At 35.7% G+C, this 16,272-nt stretch carries 14 protein-coding genes; 11 read left to right on the plus strand and 3 right to left on the minus strand.

From position 1 onward, the window contains the following. Positions 1-86: 86 nt before the first annotated feature. Positions 87-611, minus strand: coding sequence for an RNA polymerase sigma factor (locus tag AC106K_RS13655; RefSeq protein ID WP_123871807.1), 525 nt, complete (start codon positions 609-611; stop codon positions 87-89). A 623-nt stretch (positions 612-1,234) separates the two neighbouring features. Here AC106K_RS13655 and AC106K_RS13660 point away from each other — a divergent pair. From AC106K_RS13660 to AC106K_RS13700, 9 genes are all read left to right on the plus strand, one after another. Beyond that, entirely contained in the window at positions 1,235-2,635 is a 1,401-nt protein-coding gene (locus AC106K_RS13660) for a transglutaminase family protein (RefSeq protein ID WP_123871806.1), read from the plus strand. Positions 2,636-2,659: 24 nt separating this feature from the next. After that, positions 2,660-3,745 carry a putative toxin gene (locus AC106K_RS13665; protein ID WP_129058462.1) on the plus strand — a complete coding sequence of 362 codons (1,086 nt, stop codon included), beginning with the start codon at positions 2,660-2,662 and terminating at the stop codon, positions 3,743-3,745. 20 nt (positions 3,746-3,765) lie between these two features. After that, complete coding sequence (locus tag AC106K_RS13670) at positions 3,766-4,137, plus strand: hypothetical protein (RefSeq protein ID WP_228453198.1); 372 nt, start codon at positions 3,766-3,768, stop codon at positions 4,135-4,137. Continuing rightward, positions 4,134-5,111 (plus strand): hypothetical protein, encoded by a 978-nt coding sequence (locus tag AC106K_RS13675; RefSeq protein ID WP_123871804.1) that lies wholly within the window; start codon positions 4,134-4,136, stop codon positions 5,109-5,111. Before AC106K_RS13670 ends, AC106K_RS13675 begins: the two co-directional genes overlap by 4 nt. A gap of 139 nt (positions 5,112-5,250) precedes the next feature. Continuing rightward, positions 5,251-6,018: a DUF2314 domain-containing protein gene (locus AC106K_RS13680; protein ID WP_123871803.1), complete on the plus strand. Its 768-nt coding sequence runs from the start codon at positions 5,251-5,253 to the stop codon at positions 6,016-6,018. A gap of 25 nt (positions 6,019-6,043) precedes the next feature. After that, positions 6,044-6,364, plus strand: coding sequence for a hypothetical protein (locus AC106K_RS13685; protein ID WP_123871802.1), 321 nt, complete (start codon positions 6,044-6,046; stop codon positions 6,362-6,364). Between the two features lie 28 nt (positions 6,365-6,392). Next, positions 6,393-7,418 carry a hypothetical protein gene (locus AC106K_RS13690; RefSeq protein WP_123871801.1) on the plus strand — a complete coding sequence of 342 codons (1,026 nt, stop codon included), beginning with the start codon at positions 6,393-6,395 and terminating at the stop codon, positions 7,416-7,418. A gap of 143 nt (positions 7,419-7,561) precedes the next feature. Beyond that, positions 7,562-8,197, plus strand: coding sequence for a hypothetical protein (locus AC106K_RS13695; protein ID WP_482446082.1), 636 nt, complete (start codon positions 7,562-7,564; stop codon positions 8,195-8,197). Positions 8,198-8,265: 68 nt separating this feature from the next. After that, positions 8,266-8,448 carry a hypothetical protein gene (locus AC106K_RS13700; protein ID WP_076351056.1) on the plus strand — a complete coding sequence of 61 codons (183 nt, stop codon included), beginning with the start codon at positions 8,266-8,268 and terminating at the stop codon, positions 8,446-8,448. A gap of 71 nt (positions 8,449-8,519) precedes the next feature. Here AC106K_RS13700 and AC106K_RS13705 read toward each other — a convergent pair whose 3' ends face one another. Beyond that, a complete protein-coding gene (locus AC106K_RS13705) occupies positions 8,520-9,302 on the minus strand; it encodes an XRE family transcriptional regulator (RefSeq protein ID WP_123871799.1) in 783 nt (260 codons plus the stop codon). Positions 9,303-9,379: 77 nt separating this feature from the next. Between AC106K_RS13705 and dinB the strand changes: the two genes are divergently transcribed. Both dinB and AC106K_RS13715 read left to right on the plus strand, forming a co-directional pair. Continuing rightward, on the plus strand, positions 9,380-10,528 hold the full coding sequence (dinB, locus tag AC106K_RS13710; RefSeq protein WP_123871798.1) for a DNA polymerase IV: 1,149 nt from the start codon (positions 9,380-9,382) through the stop codon (positions 10,526-10,528). Between the two features lie 10 nt (positions 10,529-10,538). Further along, positions 10,539-13,604 carry a DNA polymerase III subunit alpha gene (locus tag AC106K_RS13715; protein ID WP_123871797.1) on the plus strand — a complete coding sequence of 1,022 codons (3,066 nt, stop codon included), beginning with the start codon at positions 10,539-10,541 and terminating at the stop codon, positions 13,602-13,604. A gap of 26 nt (positions 13,605-13,630) precedes the next feature. On the opposite strand, the gene AC106K_RS13720 is transcribed toward AC106K_RS13715, so the two are convergent. Beyond that, positions 13,631-16,117: a hypothetical protein gene (locus AC106K_RS13720; protein ID WP_482446085.1), complete on the minus strand. Its 2,487-nt coding sequence runs from the start codon at positions 16,115-16,117 to the stop codon at positions 13,631-13,633. Positions 16,118-16,272 lie beyond the last annotated feature (155 nt).

Genomic DNA, 16,272 nt, shown 5'->3' on the forward strand with positions numbered 1-16,272 from the left:
GTCTTTTATTACATTTAGGAACGAAATGAAAAAAGATCCCCTCTGGGAGTATTAATTTAACTCTTTTTAGCTGACTTTAACTCATTTTAAGAGTTTTTATGAAAATCTTTAAGAAAAATCAGTGCTTTAGAAATTTGTTTTTGCACAGTTTTTTTTGGCAAATTAAGCTGAGCGGCAATTTTTTGCTGAGTGACACCATCAAGTTTGTTCATTGTAAACATTTTCTTACTTGAAGCCGGAAGCAATTCAATGCTATCCTGCACCGCTTGCAGTTGTTGTTCTTTTTTGAGTTTGGAATCCAGCTGATCGACAGCATCGTCGGGTGTTTCAGGAATAGCATGATCATTTTCAAATACATGTTTTCGCTGTGTTTTGAAAAATTTTGAAATTTCCTGATTACAGGTCTTAAAAATTATATTTTCAGTATTCACACCACCCAGCGACTCCTTATATTCCCATAGGTGGAAAAACACATTTTGTGCGATATCACGAATATCATTTCTATTCTTAACTTTTCCTTTGATGTAATGAAACACACGTTCTCGATATGTATTATATATGGATTTATACATATCCTCTACATCAATTATATGGTTAGAGAAGAAAGTCATTATAAAAGGTTTCGGAGGTCTCGCGTTACAAATTTAATTATATTTTATTGAATAAGTTAATTTTTGTGATAGATTTGCATTGAATCTTACAATTATTTGAATAATTTTATGTAAAATTGGAATTGCTCAATAATTGTCTAGATATGTGTAATTACATCCTTTGATGGTGAAATTAAATTTCGTTTAAAAAATATTTATATATTTACATCCTAAAATTTATCGAAAATAAAATAAAGCGTAAGCTGTCAACTGGTTAGAGAAAACTGCGAATCTTCTTTACAACCATTATTTGACAGACTTACGCCCGTGTACCATTATATGGGCATGGGCTAGGTCGTCTATATGGTTGTCGGGTTCTCGCAGTACCTCTCTAACATAGCGTCATAGTTCCATGCCTTTTGTATTTTACCCCTAAAAATACATAAGTGCAAATTCGTAATAACATCGATTATATTACGACAGGTTTTGACGTTATCGCAGTTTAATTTTGTTTTTAAAGAATTAGAAATGAATAACTAAACAAAGTAAATAATTCAATTTTCCGTGAAAATACCTATGTTTTAGTTTTTATAAAATAAATATATTGCGAAGCCAAAATCAACCTATAAGGACACATAAAACCGATGAAACAAATTATTTTACTTTACTACTTTATAGTTGGATGTTATTGTTATGGACAACGATTACCAAAACTTCCTGAGACTCCTCAGCAAGCTAATTTAAATAGTGTTCCGGTGATTCGGAATGAGACATCCAATTTGTCTTCTAGAACGAATAATTACCCAAATTTTGTAAATCCACAGAAGAAAGTTAATTACCAGTCCGATCAAGCGCATCTAAATAAAGAAGTTGAACGTCAGATCGCAGAGATTCGTGCGGAAGCATTTTCAAGAAATTTTAAGCTATCTCCATTGTCAGACAAGAAAGGAACTAGCGCATATTACAATGCATTTGAACATCTTTCAAAACTTGATTCTGAAAGTTATTCAATTGCTGATGCAGTTTTTATAGTGGAAAATGCATACAATAACAATGATAAAAATTTTCAGTCAACTTATCAGGGTCAAATCCAAAAAGCCACAAATATCATTCGTAAAGAAATAAAAAATAGTGGAATTGAAGATTCCGACAATGTTTCTAAAAACTTATCCATTTTCAAATACTTCGCGGAGGACAGTAAACTTAACGGAAAAGTAGTGCACAAAGCAATGAAGTATGATTTTGATGATTATATGGGCGCAAAGGATTACTCCAAAATGTTTGTTTCCAAGTTGATGAAAACCAATACAGGACAATGTCATTCGATGCCCTTGTTATACCTTATTTTAGCTGAACAAATTGGTGCGGAAGCTTACTTGGTTATGTCACCCAATCACTCTTATATCCGGTTTAAAGATGCTGATGGCGAAATGTTAAGTGTTGAGCTTACCAATGGGATGTTTTCTGCAAATTCATTTGTTCTTAATTCGGGATATATTAAAGCAGAAGCACTAAAGAACAAACTATATATGCAGAATCTAACTAAGCGTGAGATCTTATCACAGACTTATGTGGATCTTGCCAGCGGATATATCCACAAATATGGTTATGATGAATTTGTCTCCAAAGTTCTCGATAAAGCATTAATACTCAATCCAAATAATATAAATGCAATCTTATGGAAGAGTAACACGGATCAAGTACGCTTTATGCAGGCTTGTAGTAGGTTTGGGATTGATCCTCAAATTAAAGAGCAGCTTCAAAATATCCGTAATTATCCACCACTGGAAAATCAATTTCGCCAAATAAATATAGGCTTTGATTATATTGATCAATCAGGCTTTACCCAGATGCCGCTTGATCAGTACGAAAAATGGCTTGGATCATTAAAGAGTACAGAAAACCAGCAAAAAAGTAATGAAATCGCTGAAAGGATTAAGATCCTAAATGCACAAAAGCAAAAAGAATCCAATAAAAAGCCAAAACCAATCACACCGAAAAAAGAATCCCCAAAGATCTACAAGATTCCAAAGGAATTTTTATAAAAAAAATCAAAAGACAAATAAATTATGAGAAAGATTTTATTTTTTGTTTTCCTATTCCTTGTCTGCTCTTCGCAAGCGCAGGTAAATCAAAAGAAAAAGAACACAAAACAAAAGGAATGGGGAAATCCCGTTAAACTGACCAAGGAAGAGCGATCTCGCCCCTATATGACTGAGGTACTAAAAACGAGAGATAGTCTGAGCCCTCAGGAAGCTGAAAGAAGAAGAAAGAACATTGAAGCCGGAAATCCCTTTAAGAAATATGGCTATTATCCCAAGGTTGCGACGTTAAGCAAGGGAAAATACTTGGAATTTCACGATCAGGATAGCGTGGTTACTATTGGATCGGTGCGATTTAATGTAAAAAAGGGCGAAGTTGTCGATTTTTTAGAAGTGAATCTTGATGATCCAGATGCTCAACCGATCGGAGACACACATGGTCGCTGGATCAGTCCCGATCCCCTAAGTGAGGAATTTAGTAGTTGGAGTCCCTACAACATGTCTTTTAATAATCCACTAAAGTTTATTGATCCTGATGGTAGAGCTCCAGAAGAGGTGAATGGATGTTGCTGGTGGCTTCGGCTAATGCCTTTATTTGAGGAGTCCTCAATTAAACCAACTGTTATTGAAACGCTTACAAAAACAGGAGAAGTAGGAACTAAAGCAGCAGAAAATTCAGCTCGACAGGAACGTTTTAATTTTGGTCGATATGTTGAGAAAAAGGAGCTTGCTGAAATGGGGAAGGATAAAAATACGCAAACTTATGAATTTACAGATCCAAAAACAGGGAAAACAGGGCGTACCATTCCAGATGCAATGACAGATGAAGGTGGAACAATTGAAATTAAGCATGTAGTAAAACAGTCTTTCACTAAACAACTCAGGGGTCAACAACAAATTTCTAAAGGCAACGGTCAGGAGGCAATATTACATTTAAATAAGTCAGCAGAAATTACTAAACCTTTAGAAAATTCTGGTATTAAAATACAAAGATATGTTGCACCTCCAAAACCAAAAATAGATAATATGAAAGTTACTCCTGCTCCAGCGCCAAAGCTTATGCCTGTACCAAAACCTAAAGATCCTTGTAACGGTGTTCCTGGTTGTGCATAGTGTTAAATTTATTATATTTAATGATGACTAATATTGAAATATTGCTTGACGCTATTAAAGAGCAAGCAGAAAAATTTTTACTTGAAAATGGTGAATTTGCTCCATATGCTACTTATGTTAGAGCAAATGGCAAACTGACTTATATTTCCGCTTACTCAGAATCAACCGATTCAAAAGAAATGTATGATGTTTTATTGGCCGGAGCGTATGAAGATCTTAAAGATGAAGATGTTCGGGTTTATGCTATAGCTATGGATGGTAAGTATCAAGGAAAAGATGTATTAGTAACAGAGTTTATCCTATCACCAGAAGACAGATATCAGCAACTATATCCGTATAAAATAGAGAATAAGAAAGTAATATTTGGTGAGAATTTATTCAAAAAATCATGACAAATAATCCATATTTGACTTTTAAAAACGATGAATTTGCGAAATCTGAAATTTTAGCTAAAGAGCTAAATATTTCTGAAAGTGATTTTATTAAAATTCAAAATTGGTTTTACTTATTGCTATTGAAACATGAGCAAGCGATTCATGATATGGAGGAGCAGGTAAAAACAGAAAAAGAATTGGAAGCAAAATTCAACCAACTCATTTCATCAGAAATCGAAAGGAAATGTTACAAATACATCCTTCCTAAGTTGTTGCATTACAACAATGTATTCAATGATGCTTTTTTGAGGTCATTGTATGTTGTAAGATTAGGTGCATTACTCAGAGATAATTTGATAGGCAAATTTGTAAAGGACAAGATGATTGTATATTCACCAGAAGATTTTTTTCATATTACTGTTTATCTTAGAGATAACTATTTCGTTTCGCCCAACAGTAATTTCATAGAAGACATTCTAAAAATAGAACATGTTCGTGGTATTTTTAAACAGGCTACTAACGAAGTTAAGTTTTCAACTTTGAAAAATATATTGCACATTATTCAGCAAAAGACCTTTCACCATGATATTATCTGTTTTAAAAAGATTTTAAAATTGGTTTCGCCTAAGGATGTCGCATTAATTGATTATTTGAAAAAATTTCAAGTGGAAAATCAGCAGGGCTGTTATAAAATCTTGAATGGCATTTTTAATTTAGAAATTGCTGAAGACGATTGGGATGATTTTGACATTAAAGTTCAGCTTATTAATTTCTTTGATACTGGGCGTGGTGCTAATCCATCCGCAGGTTGGAAAAAGAAATTTCAGGAGCTTTCGGGAACTATTGATAGTAAAAAGCTTTTACTAACCGCCAATACAGTTTTGAAAAATGACAATTGCAAAAACTTTGAGTTTGATTATGGGGCGCAATGGGGGGATGATACAGCAAAACGATTTTTGAAATCGGCACAGTGGATAAGAGCTATTTTATGATGAATAATCCTCGATAAATTGATCTGTTTGAACTGCATTGTATAACCCAAAATGCGATGTGTAAAGTTATAAATTAAAAGATGTCTGCTCGACTATAATAATATAACCCTAAAACAACGGTGACATTCACCTGTGAAACATGAATAAAAGTTTTCAGTTAGAGGTAAATCAAGAATATCTCTATTTATTATATAAAGCAAAAAACACAATCTGGTATTTCAACGAGCTAGTTAAAAGTGGTTATTCTGGTTATTCTGCGATCAAATTTCAGAATGAGAATGGCATTTTTGTTTGGTTAGAAAATATTAGGATTGAAGATAGCTATTACTGTGGAGTTTTGTCAGAAAATAATGAGCCAAAAAAAGTCCCTTTAAATACAGCTATAGACTGGATGATTATTGAGGGGCAAAGAATGCTTGGAGGCTACTCTATAAGACATTATTGGAATTCGCTGGGAGAAGAGGAAAAACTCAATTTTGAAATAGAATGTGGATTTCGAATTGACGAGGGTAATGATTTTTTCAGACCAGATCGTTCTACGCCTGAAGGTGCAATTTTAAGTATTGAGGAGTTTTATGGTCACAAAGATCTTGATGGAATTATTTCCTGTAAAGATTTCAGGAAGGAAGCTGAGAATATTATGATAGGACATTCTGTAGAAATTACTGAGAAGACCCATGAAATGATAACATCAGCCTTGAAAGTATCATTTTTTGAAGAGTTGGAGTTAAATGGGTTTCCAAAATTTGAAGGTTTAGACAGGGTTTTCACCATGGAATATCAAAGAGAAGATCAGCAATTAATAGAGGAGAAGGTTATTTACAGTGACGGTACAGTTACTATAAATAGACTGTGGGTATGGTATTCTGGCAAAGATGGCTGGAAAGTATTGAACCTTGTTGAATGAAATTAATTATGAAATGCGAATAGAGATGAAATTAGAAGATATTATTAAAGCAGTCAGACGCAATTCACTAGCTACCTTGTTAGGCGATCAGTATATAGACCTGGATTTTGACAAGATTATAATTTTTGCAGAACATTCTGTTAGTACAGATACAGAATATCAGTTTTTTAAGTCAAAAAGAGGTATGGGCGAATTGCTAAAAGCGGATAATATTAGTTATGAACGTCTGTGCTCGTTGAAGGAATTAAGCCGACTAATAGATTTGTTCCTTGCGAAATATGATAAAAAAACCGATGATGTATTGGTGATCGAAATCATTGATCATCTTGATAACAATAAAATCTAATACTCTTTATGATTAAGAGTTCCAAATTATGAAATACTTTATTATTACCCTAGTTCTTTCAATAACCAATTTTGCCAAAGCACAACAAAATAAGTTTTACGATGATGCTTTTCAGACGATAAATAATATGTTGGCTGATAAACAGGCTTATAGTTTTAAAACTGCTTTGCTAAGTGTTGAAGATGCTTATTATCAAGGTAAGCTGGATACAGTCGAAGTAAACCGGAAAATAAAATTCATGGCCAACTTTGCAAAAAAAATTATAGAAAGTAGAGACTTGACCTATGACGGAAACGATAAAGTAGCTGTGAGTAAATATGCTGCTATATTTTCAATTATCTGTCAAGAAACACCGATTGTTATAAATAAGGATACGCTTCATTATAAACCCTTTTCTTATGATTTTAATGACGTTTTTGGTCAAAAAGAGCTAACAAACCTTTTTGTTTCCAAACTGGTCAATACGCAGAAAGGTAACTGTAATTCTCTACCATACCTATATAAAATACTTGCAGAAGAGATTGGTGCTGATGCGAGTTTGGCGCTGGCTCCAAACCACATCTATATTAAGCATAATATAAAGTCAATAGGTTGGTACAATACGGAATTGACGAGTGGTGTTTTCCCACAGGATGCATGGCTTATGGCATCGGGATTTATACATTTGGATGCGATACAGAACGGTGTTTATATGAAGGCTTTAACTGATCGTGAAAGCCTTGCCCTATGTCTGGTGGATCTTGCCAATGGCTACAAGAGATCTTTTCCCGAAAATGATGGAAGCTTCGCCCTGAAATGTGCGGAAAGAGCTTTGCAGGTTTATCCTTATTTAGTGACCGCATTGATTTTAAAAGCTGAAACGCATAAGGAGCAATATCAAAAATTAGTTGCTACTGAACCAAAAGCAAAAGAATTGCTTTCTTTGTTGAATAAAGAATATAAGCATATTCATGAAATAGGTTATCGAAATATGCCTGAAGGAATGTATTTGGAATGGTTGGTTTCTTTGAAAACTGAACGAAAAAAATATGAAGACACGAGGTTGTCCCATTAGTTCGGTTTAGTTTTTAAGTGTATACTCAAATAAATTTCCCTTTAACAAAAGATATTATAGTATTATAGCGGTCCAGAATTATTAAATTATGCCAAAAATTATGAACTTTAAATCATAGTTAGGACATATAAATAATTCAAATTATGACGAATGAATATAGAGATGCTGTAAGAAACCATTATTTGATACTCAAAGAACAGGGGATAATTTCAAATAATATGCTGTACTTAACTCCAGCGAAGGTTAGAAATGAGTGTATCATGAGCTACATGGAAATTACGAACCATTATGATATGCGTACACTCAAAAATTTCATGGATAAGTCAATGAAGGACGAGGTTTCGCTTTTGGAAGTTAAAATGATTAATCCGGCAAAATTTAAGCCTTTAATTTACTTCCTGAAAAAGGATAAGAATACTTCTGAACTAGCTATAGAAATGGCGGCCTGGCTTTTGAATTTTACACCACGTCCATATAGCTATTTTGCATATTTAAAGCACAAGGAGACCGTAAAACCGATCAATCCATATCTGGAACAACATGGTGTATCCGATTCGATGTTATCTGTTCAAGTGAAAGCCCCTGAAACCTTTCATGAGCCAATTTCGCCGCAAAGTCATACACTTGAGATTGTGAGAAATGAATTAATGAATGGGAATACAGTGGAAGGAGATTCTAACTATGCTGAAACTCCAGTCATGATTGAATATCCTTCTGGCGTTAGGGTCATTGTTAAAAGTTCGGATATTTCTTTTATATCAAAGCTGATCAAAATATAAATCTGATTATTTCAAAGAATTACGGTAAACCGTAAAATCTCTGTGTTTTGTTTATTATTTTTGGGATAATGACGAAAGAAATAACGCTAGGATCGCTCCCAGAGAATAAAAAGTTTATTTTTGGGGGTGTAGAATTTACTAAAAAATTCAATACGGATAGGGAAGACGAGTTCACGATCTGCCACATTGGGGATACCGAATTTGCAGTTTATATTTCAGGCTGTGCCTGGGTTAAATATGAAAGTGAATAGCAACAGTTATCTTCAAAAACAATCGGAAGTCTCCTAAGGTGACAGGCTTCCGATTGTTTTCCTAAATTCACTCAATTCTTTATAGCTGCCTTTAATTCCTTTATTTCCTGCATTAATCTCAATAACATTGATTTTACATCTTCACTTGCAAAGTCGATAATCTCAAGTTCCTGGGGTGAATAGCTGCCAGCATGTTGCCAGATTTCCCATAAGTCAGAAAAAGGAATTTCATAGTTTTCATAGAAGCTTTCATTTGATTTCACAGTGATGGACTTTTTATTTATGCTTTCTATCCGCTTAAATATAAAATCGGTGCGTGTGATAAGGAGATAAACTTTACCTAATTTTATATCACTAATACGCTCTACGTATTCTCCAATAACATACGTGCCATCTTTGTAAGGGGGCATAGAATCGCCTTCTGCGGGAAAAGCCCTATACTTACCATTTCTTAGAAATGGAAGAGACATTGTCTGTAACCCCTCGATGTATTCAGGATCTGCATATCCTTTAAGATAGCCCATTTTAGCTTTGTAAGGAACTATTTCTATCTTGTTTTCCCCTAATGAGTCCGTCTTAATAGGAAGCAGTATTCTGTTATCCGGCAGATTGAGCATTTCTTCCAGTTTATATTTTCTTAGGTCAACAGTCAATAATAGATCTGTACTGATATGATAATAGCGGGAAATAGCTAACAATACATCCAGAGGAGGAGTGTATTTCGCAGTCTCATATTTTGCGTATGAGTCTCTGGAAATCATCAATTTCTCAGCAATTTTTTCTTGTGAGAGATTAGGTGCCTGTTTAAGTCGCAAATACCTTATGTTATCCGCTAGAATAGAGAGTGTTGACATTTTGTGACAATTTATCACAACAAAAGTAATATAAATTGTGATAAATCTTCTCAATTTTGCTAAATAATTTAGTAAACATGAATCGGTCTATCGTACATATGGATTTAGATACCTTCTTTGTTTCCTGCGAGCGGCTTGTAAACTCACAGCTTAATGGTATCCCATTGATTATTGGTGGAGGAGACCGCGGTGTGGTTTCTTCCTGTAGTTATGAAGCAAGAACTTTCGGCGTTAGATCCGCCATGCCAATGAAAATGGCGCTACGTCTTTGCCCACAGGCTAAAGTAGTGAAGGGCGATATGGAATTGTACAGTAAGATGTCCCATACTGTTACAGAAGTTATTGAAGAAAGCGCACCGGTAATGGAGAAAGCTTCCATCGATGAGTTTTATCTTGACCTTACCGGTATGGATAAATTTTTTGGGGCATATAAATGGACGAATGAGTTAGGTGCCAGAATTGAAAAAGAAACAGGACTTCCGATCAGTTATGCCTTGTCAATAAATAAAACAGTGAGCAAAATTGGTACGGGGGAATCCAAACCTCACGGTCATCGGGAGATACCTTCAGTAGGCGTTCATTCATTTTTAAACCCTTTGTCGATCAAAAAGATGCCTATGGTAGGGAATGCAACTTTTCAGCTGTTTTCAAGAGTTGGAATAAGGACTATAGGCACGTTATCAGAAATGCCGGTTGAGGTGCTCCAACAGATGATCGGAAAGAATGGTGTTGATCTATGGAAGAAAGCCAATGGAATTGATGAAACTCCTGTCGTACCATATTCAGAGAGAAAATCAATCTCAAAAGAAAGAACCTTTAATAGCGATACGATGGATGTGTATGAAGTTAGAAGTATTATTTCGGGAATGGCCGAACAGTTGGCCCATCAGCTTCGCCAAGAAAAATGGTTGGCAGCAACCGTAGTAATTAAGATCAGGTATTCAAATTTTGATACCGAAACCAAACAGAGCCGTGTAAGCTATACATCATCTGATCACACTTTGGCAAGAGTTGCGCTTGAACTTTTTGATAAAGTATATGTGCGAAGGATGCGTCTCCGTTTAGTGGGTTTAAGATTTACTGATCTTGTCCATGGTAGTTATCAGATGAATTTATTTGAGGATAATGCTGAGCTCATCAGCTTGTATCAGGCAATGGATAATATTAAGAATCGTTTCGGAAAAGATGCGGTCGGCAGAGCCGTGGGTTTTAATTTTTCACGCTAATTGCTCAACTATGTATTTGAACTGTCATTCCTATCACAGCCTACGTTATGGAACGTTATCCATTGACGATCTTGTATGCCAGGCATCCGCAATGGGTATTAAAGAGCTTGTTCTTAGTGACATCAATACGATTACGGGCATTTATGAATTTAAGAAAAAATGTGAAGAGAAAGGAATAAAGCCGATCGTTGGTGTTGAGATACGTAAGGGGAATGAATTGCTCTATATTGTCATTGCAAAAGAGTTTACCGGAATAGGAGAGGTAAATCGGGCTCTAACATCTTATAATTGCGATGGTATCGATCTACCTGAGCGACCAGATTTTGAAAACTGTTTTATCATTTATCCACTGAATGCTCACAGACCTGAACAGCTTAATGATAATGAATATATTGGAATTCAGGAGGGAGAGCTAAATATGTTGATCCGCAAAGAATATCAAAGGTTGATTTCCAAAATGGTCATATTACACCCTGTGACTTTCAGCACGAAGAAGGAATTCAATCTGCACCGGATTTTGAGGTCTATTGATAATAATATGTTGCTTTCTAAATTACCAGAAAGCGAAATTTGCTCGAAAACAGCGTATTTAAAATCACCACAAGTAATTTTAAATGACTACCGGAATTATCCGCAAATTATCCAGAATACAACTGTAATTCTTTCGGAGTGCGGTTTTGACTTTACATTCGAAACACCACGCAATAGAAAATTTTATACAGGATCTAAGAAAGATGACCTGCGGCTTTTAACACGGTTAGCTTTTGCTGGACTGGAAAGACGTTATGGGAAAAGTCACGGAGAGGCAAAACAGCGGATCGAAAAGGAATTGAAAGTTATTGATGAACTTAATTTCAGTGGATATTTCCTGATCACATGGGATATTATCAGGTATAGTAATAGTGTGGGTCTTATGCATGTTGGTAGGGGCAGTGGTGCGAATAGTATTGTCGCTTACTGTCTGGGTATTACCGATATCTGCCCCTTGGAACTCGATCTATATTTTGAGCGGTTTTTAAATGAGAACCGAAAAAGCCCACCGGACTTTGATATCGATTGGAGCTGGCAGGATCGGGATACTATATTGGAGTATATCTTTGACCGTTACGGCAAAGATTACGTTGCGTTCTGTGGGACGAATGTTGAGTTTAAGTACCGATCTATTATCTGGGAGGTAGGGAAGGTGTTTGGTTTACCGAAAGAGGAACTCGATGAATTGTCGAAATATCCTGAAAGAGTATTTCGAGATGAGATAGTACAGCAAGTTCAGAAGTATGGAAAGCTCTTAGAAAAGTTTCCAAATCAGCGTTCCATGCATTCTTGTGGGATTATTATTTCTGAAGAACCCCTGACAAATTTTACCGCACTGGAAATGCCGCCCAAGGGATTTCCGATCGTGCAATGGGATATGCATGTGGCAGAAGAAATTGGATTTGAGAAATTCGATATCCTATCCCAGCGGGGGCTGGGTACAATCAATGATACAGTTAGGCTTCTGGAAGAGAAAAGAGGAATTAAGGTAAACATCAAAGACACTAACATTTCCAAGGATGAAGAAAAATGCAATGAGTTTTTAAGCCAGGGAAGGACAATAGGTTGTTTTTATATCGAAAGTCCTGCGATGCGCGGGCTGCTGCGAAGGTTAAAATGTGACAACTATAAAGTGCTGGTGGCAGCATCGTCGATTATACGTCCAGGAGTGGCGCAGAGCGGCATGATGCGGGAATATATCTTTCGGCACAACAATCCAGATAAGTTTGAATATTTCCATAAAGTTTTTGAAGAGCAACTCGGTGATACCTATGGCATCATGGTATACCAGGAAGATGTTATTAAGATTGCGCTGCATTATGGGGGAGTATCCGCAGCGGATGGTGATATTCTCAGAAGGGCAATGAGCGGAAAAGGTAGGTCACTTTCGGCACTTCAAAAAGTAAAAGACGATTTTTTTGCATCTTGCAGACAACAGGGACACCCGCAAGAACTGAGTGCAGAGATTTACCGACAGATTGAATCATTTGCAGGCTACTCATTTTGCAAGGCACATTCTGCATCTTACGCTGTAGAAAGTTATCAGAGTTTATATCTGAAAGCATACTATCCGTTGGAGTTTATGGTGTCAGTTATCAATAATATGGGTGGTTTTTACCGGACGGAGGTGTATGTTCATGAAGCAAGGATGTCTGGTGGAAAGATTATGAATCCATGTGTAAACAGGAGTGAGCACCAAGCTACGATTTATGGCGATGAGATCTATTTGGGATTTATGCATCTTGAAAAAGTTGAATCAAGACTCGGACAATTGATTCCCGAAGAAAGGAGAAGAAATGGACAATACAAATCCATTGAAGATTTTATCAAACGAATACCTATTGGTATAGAAACATTGCAGATTTTGATTTTTATTGGGGCATTTCGGTTTACTGCTGTACCGAAGAATGAATTGCTTTTAAAAGCAAGGGTATTGCTTGGAGACTTTAAACCCGAACGTAGATTTGAAACGTTGTTTGAAGAACCTGTGAAGGAATTTAAATTTCCAGAGTTGAAAAGGAACATCTTTGAAGATGCATTTGATGAGATTGAGATTCTATCTTTTCCGGTGTCTTGCACACCCTTTGATCTGTTGCAGACAAAGTACAGAGGAACTGTGATGGCCAATGACCTTGTACAATACCATAAAAAGCAGGTGAAGATGCTTGCATATCTGATTTCGCGTAAGCATGTACCTACAAAGAGGGGGACTATGTATTTTGGAACCTGGGTCGATGTCAATGGAAATTACTTTGATACGGCTCATTTTCCAGATTCTCTTGAAAAGTATCCATTTCAAGGGGGTGGGTGCTATCTGCTTTTGGGAATAGTAGAAGTAGACTTTCATTTTCCTACGATTACAATAACTAAAATGGCAAAGATGCCATTTATTCCTGATCCACGATATTCGCACGATGAGGATAAGAAATACGAAGCACAGCAACGTATGAAAGAAGATGTGAGTATGACTTTTCGGGCACCTTATCCTCAGGAACATGAAATTGGATTACCAAGAATAGGTTTTGATAGCAAGTTAAAAGAGTAAATTAATTCAGATTTTGTATTATTTTGTTAATTGATATCTCTTTTTAGATTCGGATTTCCATATAGGTGTAAACATGCCCAAGCTGCTGGTGTAGGATATCGCTCATATACTTTCTTGTTTGCATTGAACATCGCCTCTGATACAGTTTGACCTTCTTCAAATGACTTTAAAAATTCTGGTAACCAATATTTTGGAACTGTAACATCTAGTGCCCAGCATGGCGCGATGACAGCATCATAGCCCTGAGCAATAAATCTCTTAATCAAAGACGTTACGTTGTTCCTGAAAAACTCTGTTTTCATAGAGGCTGAATGGCAAACAAAGAAGATCAAAATTTTCCCTTTTCCAATGATGGTGTTTAAGTCATATGTGAAGTTACCTCCCTGAGAGATCATTTGGGTGTCGGAAATGTTTTTTGCACCGTGCGAGCATACTATATTGATCTCCGCAGATAGAGGAGTTTGTAATTGTATTTCCTGATGAACAACAAAAGAAAATTCTTGCAGCGTATTTTCAATATTTCCATATAAGTAGCTCAGCGGAATATCTCCACTTTCAATAGGTATCCAGATAGATTTCCTGTAATCAAAATGTAATGGTTTAGTTCCCTTTTTTTCTAAAAGCCATTCGGTCGAAAGGACATTAGTAACAGGAATATGTTTAGCGATAAAGTCGCCTACGCCATTTAGAAATAAGTTATGAGGAAATCTTGCCAGCTCCATATCATTTACAATATACAGTCCCTGAGCCATATTATGAATTGACAACTTTCCAATACTAAGCTGTTTGATCATTCTAATTTCTTCATTTTCATACTCTTCGGGATAGACCTGTCGTATACTTCGACTCTCTTTTACGGTATCATTAAATTCAAGATCAACAAAATAGTCACTATCAAGTAATTGTTTATATATACTATGATTCCAGTCCTTAAGAAGATGAAATGAAAATACATCATTAAATAACTGCAACTCGGATAATTGCTCCTCCGCAGAGGCAAGCCAGCACATTGCGATCCCGGTACTGAGTGATAGTTCCTTTTTAAATTCCTCCGTATTATCATAGAGTGTTTCTAATTCATCAACATTTATCTCCGGTAGAATTAATGGGACAAGTTCGGCTGATTTTTTTTCTTGAAACAGGATACTGTAATCAGACTTTAGTACCATGGACAAAAGGAAAGCTGCAGCATTCTCCTTTTTTGTGCTATAGTCAATAAGTCGTTCTGAAATCATGATGGCAGTTTTGTTATCGTAAACAAAGTCTGCTGTATTTCTTGTTTCATTCAATTTAACAAGAGATTCCTTTAAATGCTTTTTTAGATCCTCTGAATCCGCATGAATGATATCCTTGTATTTTTTAACGTTCTCCGGTGGAACAATCATTTCAAATGTGGAAAGAAAAAAACCAAATCCACTGGCACTAAAGTCCGCAGATGGGTAAGTTCTTTTGATATTGTATAGGGTTAGAAGCCAAGGCGTAGCGTCGTTAATTCCTCCAGCCAAGATGTTTTCTCTTTCTGTACGCAGATAATCGAGTAATTTCGATGGAAGAGATTGATCATGCATCATTAGTAAAACGGTGAAATATCCGTGATCGAGAGATCTCCTTTCATAGGCCGGAAAATTGATTTCTGCAGGGATTTCAGTATACAATTCAATGGCAAATTCATAAAATTTAACATTTCTAAAAAATTTAAAGCTTTGGCAGATAATTTCCCTTGTTAACCTAACTGAATACGGCGGTTTCTTTTCTAGTAAGCAGGTTAAAGCAAGATTAATATAAATTAAAGAAGCATGGATGCTACCAATGTTGGAATATATGCGGAAACTATTAAAATAACCCGCTTCAGGGATACCGTCTTTATAGGATGACAGTATGACCTCTTCTGCAAAATCACGTCCGGGTTGATAATATTCGGAGGAGCTTAACCTATCAACAATAAGCCCAACGCTATGATAAAATAATTCTGGATTGTTGAGTGCTAGCAGTATTTGACGTAAGAATCCTGCCAGAGATATATTTGAGATAACCAGACCTTCATCCCAATTTAATTGCTTGGCATCATTCTGAAATTTCCGGATAACCAAAGTAGCCATCTTTTTTTTATTCTGATCGGAAATTGTTGAAATATCAAAATTATTTTCTGATAACCTCTGTTCTTTTTTCTTTTTATAGGAAGCTTCTAAAATCGGCTCCATCATTTTGATTGTATGATCATCCGGTTTATGATCCATAATAGAGAGGTCAAATAAATTAAAGTTCTTTGAGCCCAGAAGTTTGTTATAAAGCTCAAGGAAAAGATCAATGGAATACGGAAGAGAATGATCACTATTTTGTTCTAAACTATGTAAGAAAGCTGGTATATGGTTCCGATACTCAAAGTAGTCCGTAGCCATACCGGAAATAATCTCCCGATAAAGGGTTGTCAGTTCATTTTGGTATCTGTTATGATTGTGAAGTCGTTCATCAGTAAGTTTTCTGTTGAAGTCCTGTACTTTTATTATATTCATATACTTTTAAAAATCTTAGGGTGATAGGATGGCTTTATTACAGGGAAATCACAATCCAATTATACGGAAGTATTTGCCTTAATAACAAATTTAACTATTCTTGAGTATCGAGGCAATCAAAATTAGATTTAAGCAAATAATTCGGCTTTTTTTAG

This window comes from Chryseobacterium sp. FR048, assembly GCF_056844665.1.

Excerpts from the sequence above, each read along its gene's own strand:
- AC106K_RS13655 (WP_123871807.1), bottom strand. The coding sequence starts at position 611 with ATGACTTTCTTCTCTAACCATATAATTGATGTAGAGGATATGTATAAA.
- AC106K_RS13660 (WP_123871806.1), top strand. The coding sequence starts at position 1,235 with ATGAAACAAATTATTTTACTTTACTACTTTATAGTTGGATGTTATTGT.
- AC106K_RS13665 (WP_129058462.1), top strand. The coding sequence starts at position 2,660 with ATGAGAAAGATTTTATTTTTTGTTTTCCTATTCCTTGTCTGCTCTTCG.
- AC106K_RS13670 (WP_228453198.1), top strand. The coding sequence starts at position 3,766 with ATGATGACTAATATTGAAATATTGCTTGACGCTATTAAAGAGCAAGCA.
- AC106K_RS13675 (WP_123871804.1), top strand. The coding sequence starts at position 4,134 with ATGACAAATAATCCATATTTGACTTTTAAAAACGATGAATTTGCGAAA.
- AC106K_RS13680 (WP_123871803.1), top strand. The coding sequence starts at position 5,251 with ATGAATAAAAGTTTTCAGTTAGAGGTAAATCAAGAATATCTCTATTTA.
- AC106K_RS13685 (WP_123871802.1), top strand. The coding sequence starts at position 6,044 with ATGAAATTAGAAGATATTATTAAAGCAGTCAGACGCAATTCACTAGCT.
- AC106K_RS13690 (WP_123871801.1), top strand. The coding sequence starts at position 6,393 with ATGAAATACTTTATTATTACCCTAGTTCTTTCAATAACCAATTTTGCC.
- AC106K_RS13695 (WP_482446082.1), top strand. The coding sequence starts at position 7,562 with ATGACGAATGAATATAGAGATGCTGTAAGAAACCATTATTTGATACTC.
- AC106K_RS13700 (WP_076351056.1), top strand. The coding sequence starts at position 8,266 with ATGACGAAAGAAATAACGCTAGGATCGCTCCCAGAGAATAAAAAGTTT.
- AC106K_RS13705 (WP_123871799.1), bottom strand. The coding sequence starts at position 9,302 with ATGTCAACACTCTCTATTCTAGCGGATAACATAAGGTATTTGCGACTT.
- dinB (WP_123871798.1), top strand. The coding sequence starts at position 9,380 with ATGAATCGGTCTATCGTACATATGGATTTAGATACCTTCTTTGTTTCC.
- AC106K_RS13715 (WP_123871797.1), top strand. The coding sequence starts at position 10,539 with ATGTATTTGAACTGTCATTCCTATCACAGCCTACGTTATGGAACGTTA.
- AC106K_RS13720 (WP_482446085.1), bottom strand. The coding sequence starts at position 16,117 with ATGAATATAATAAAAGTACAGGACTTCAACAGAAAACTTACTGATGAA.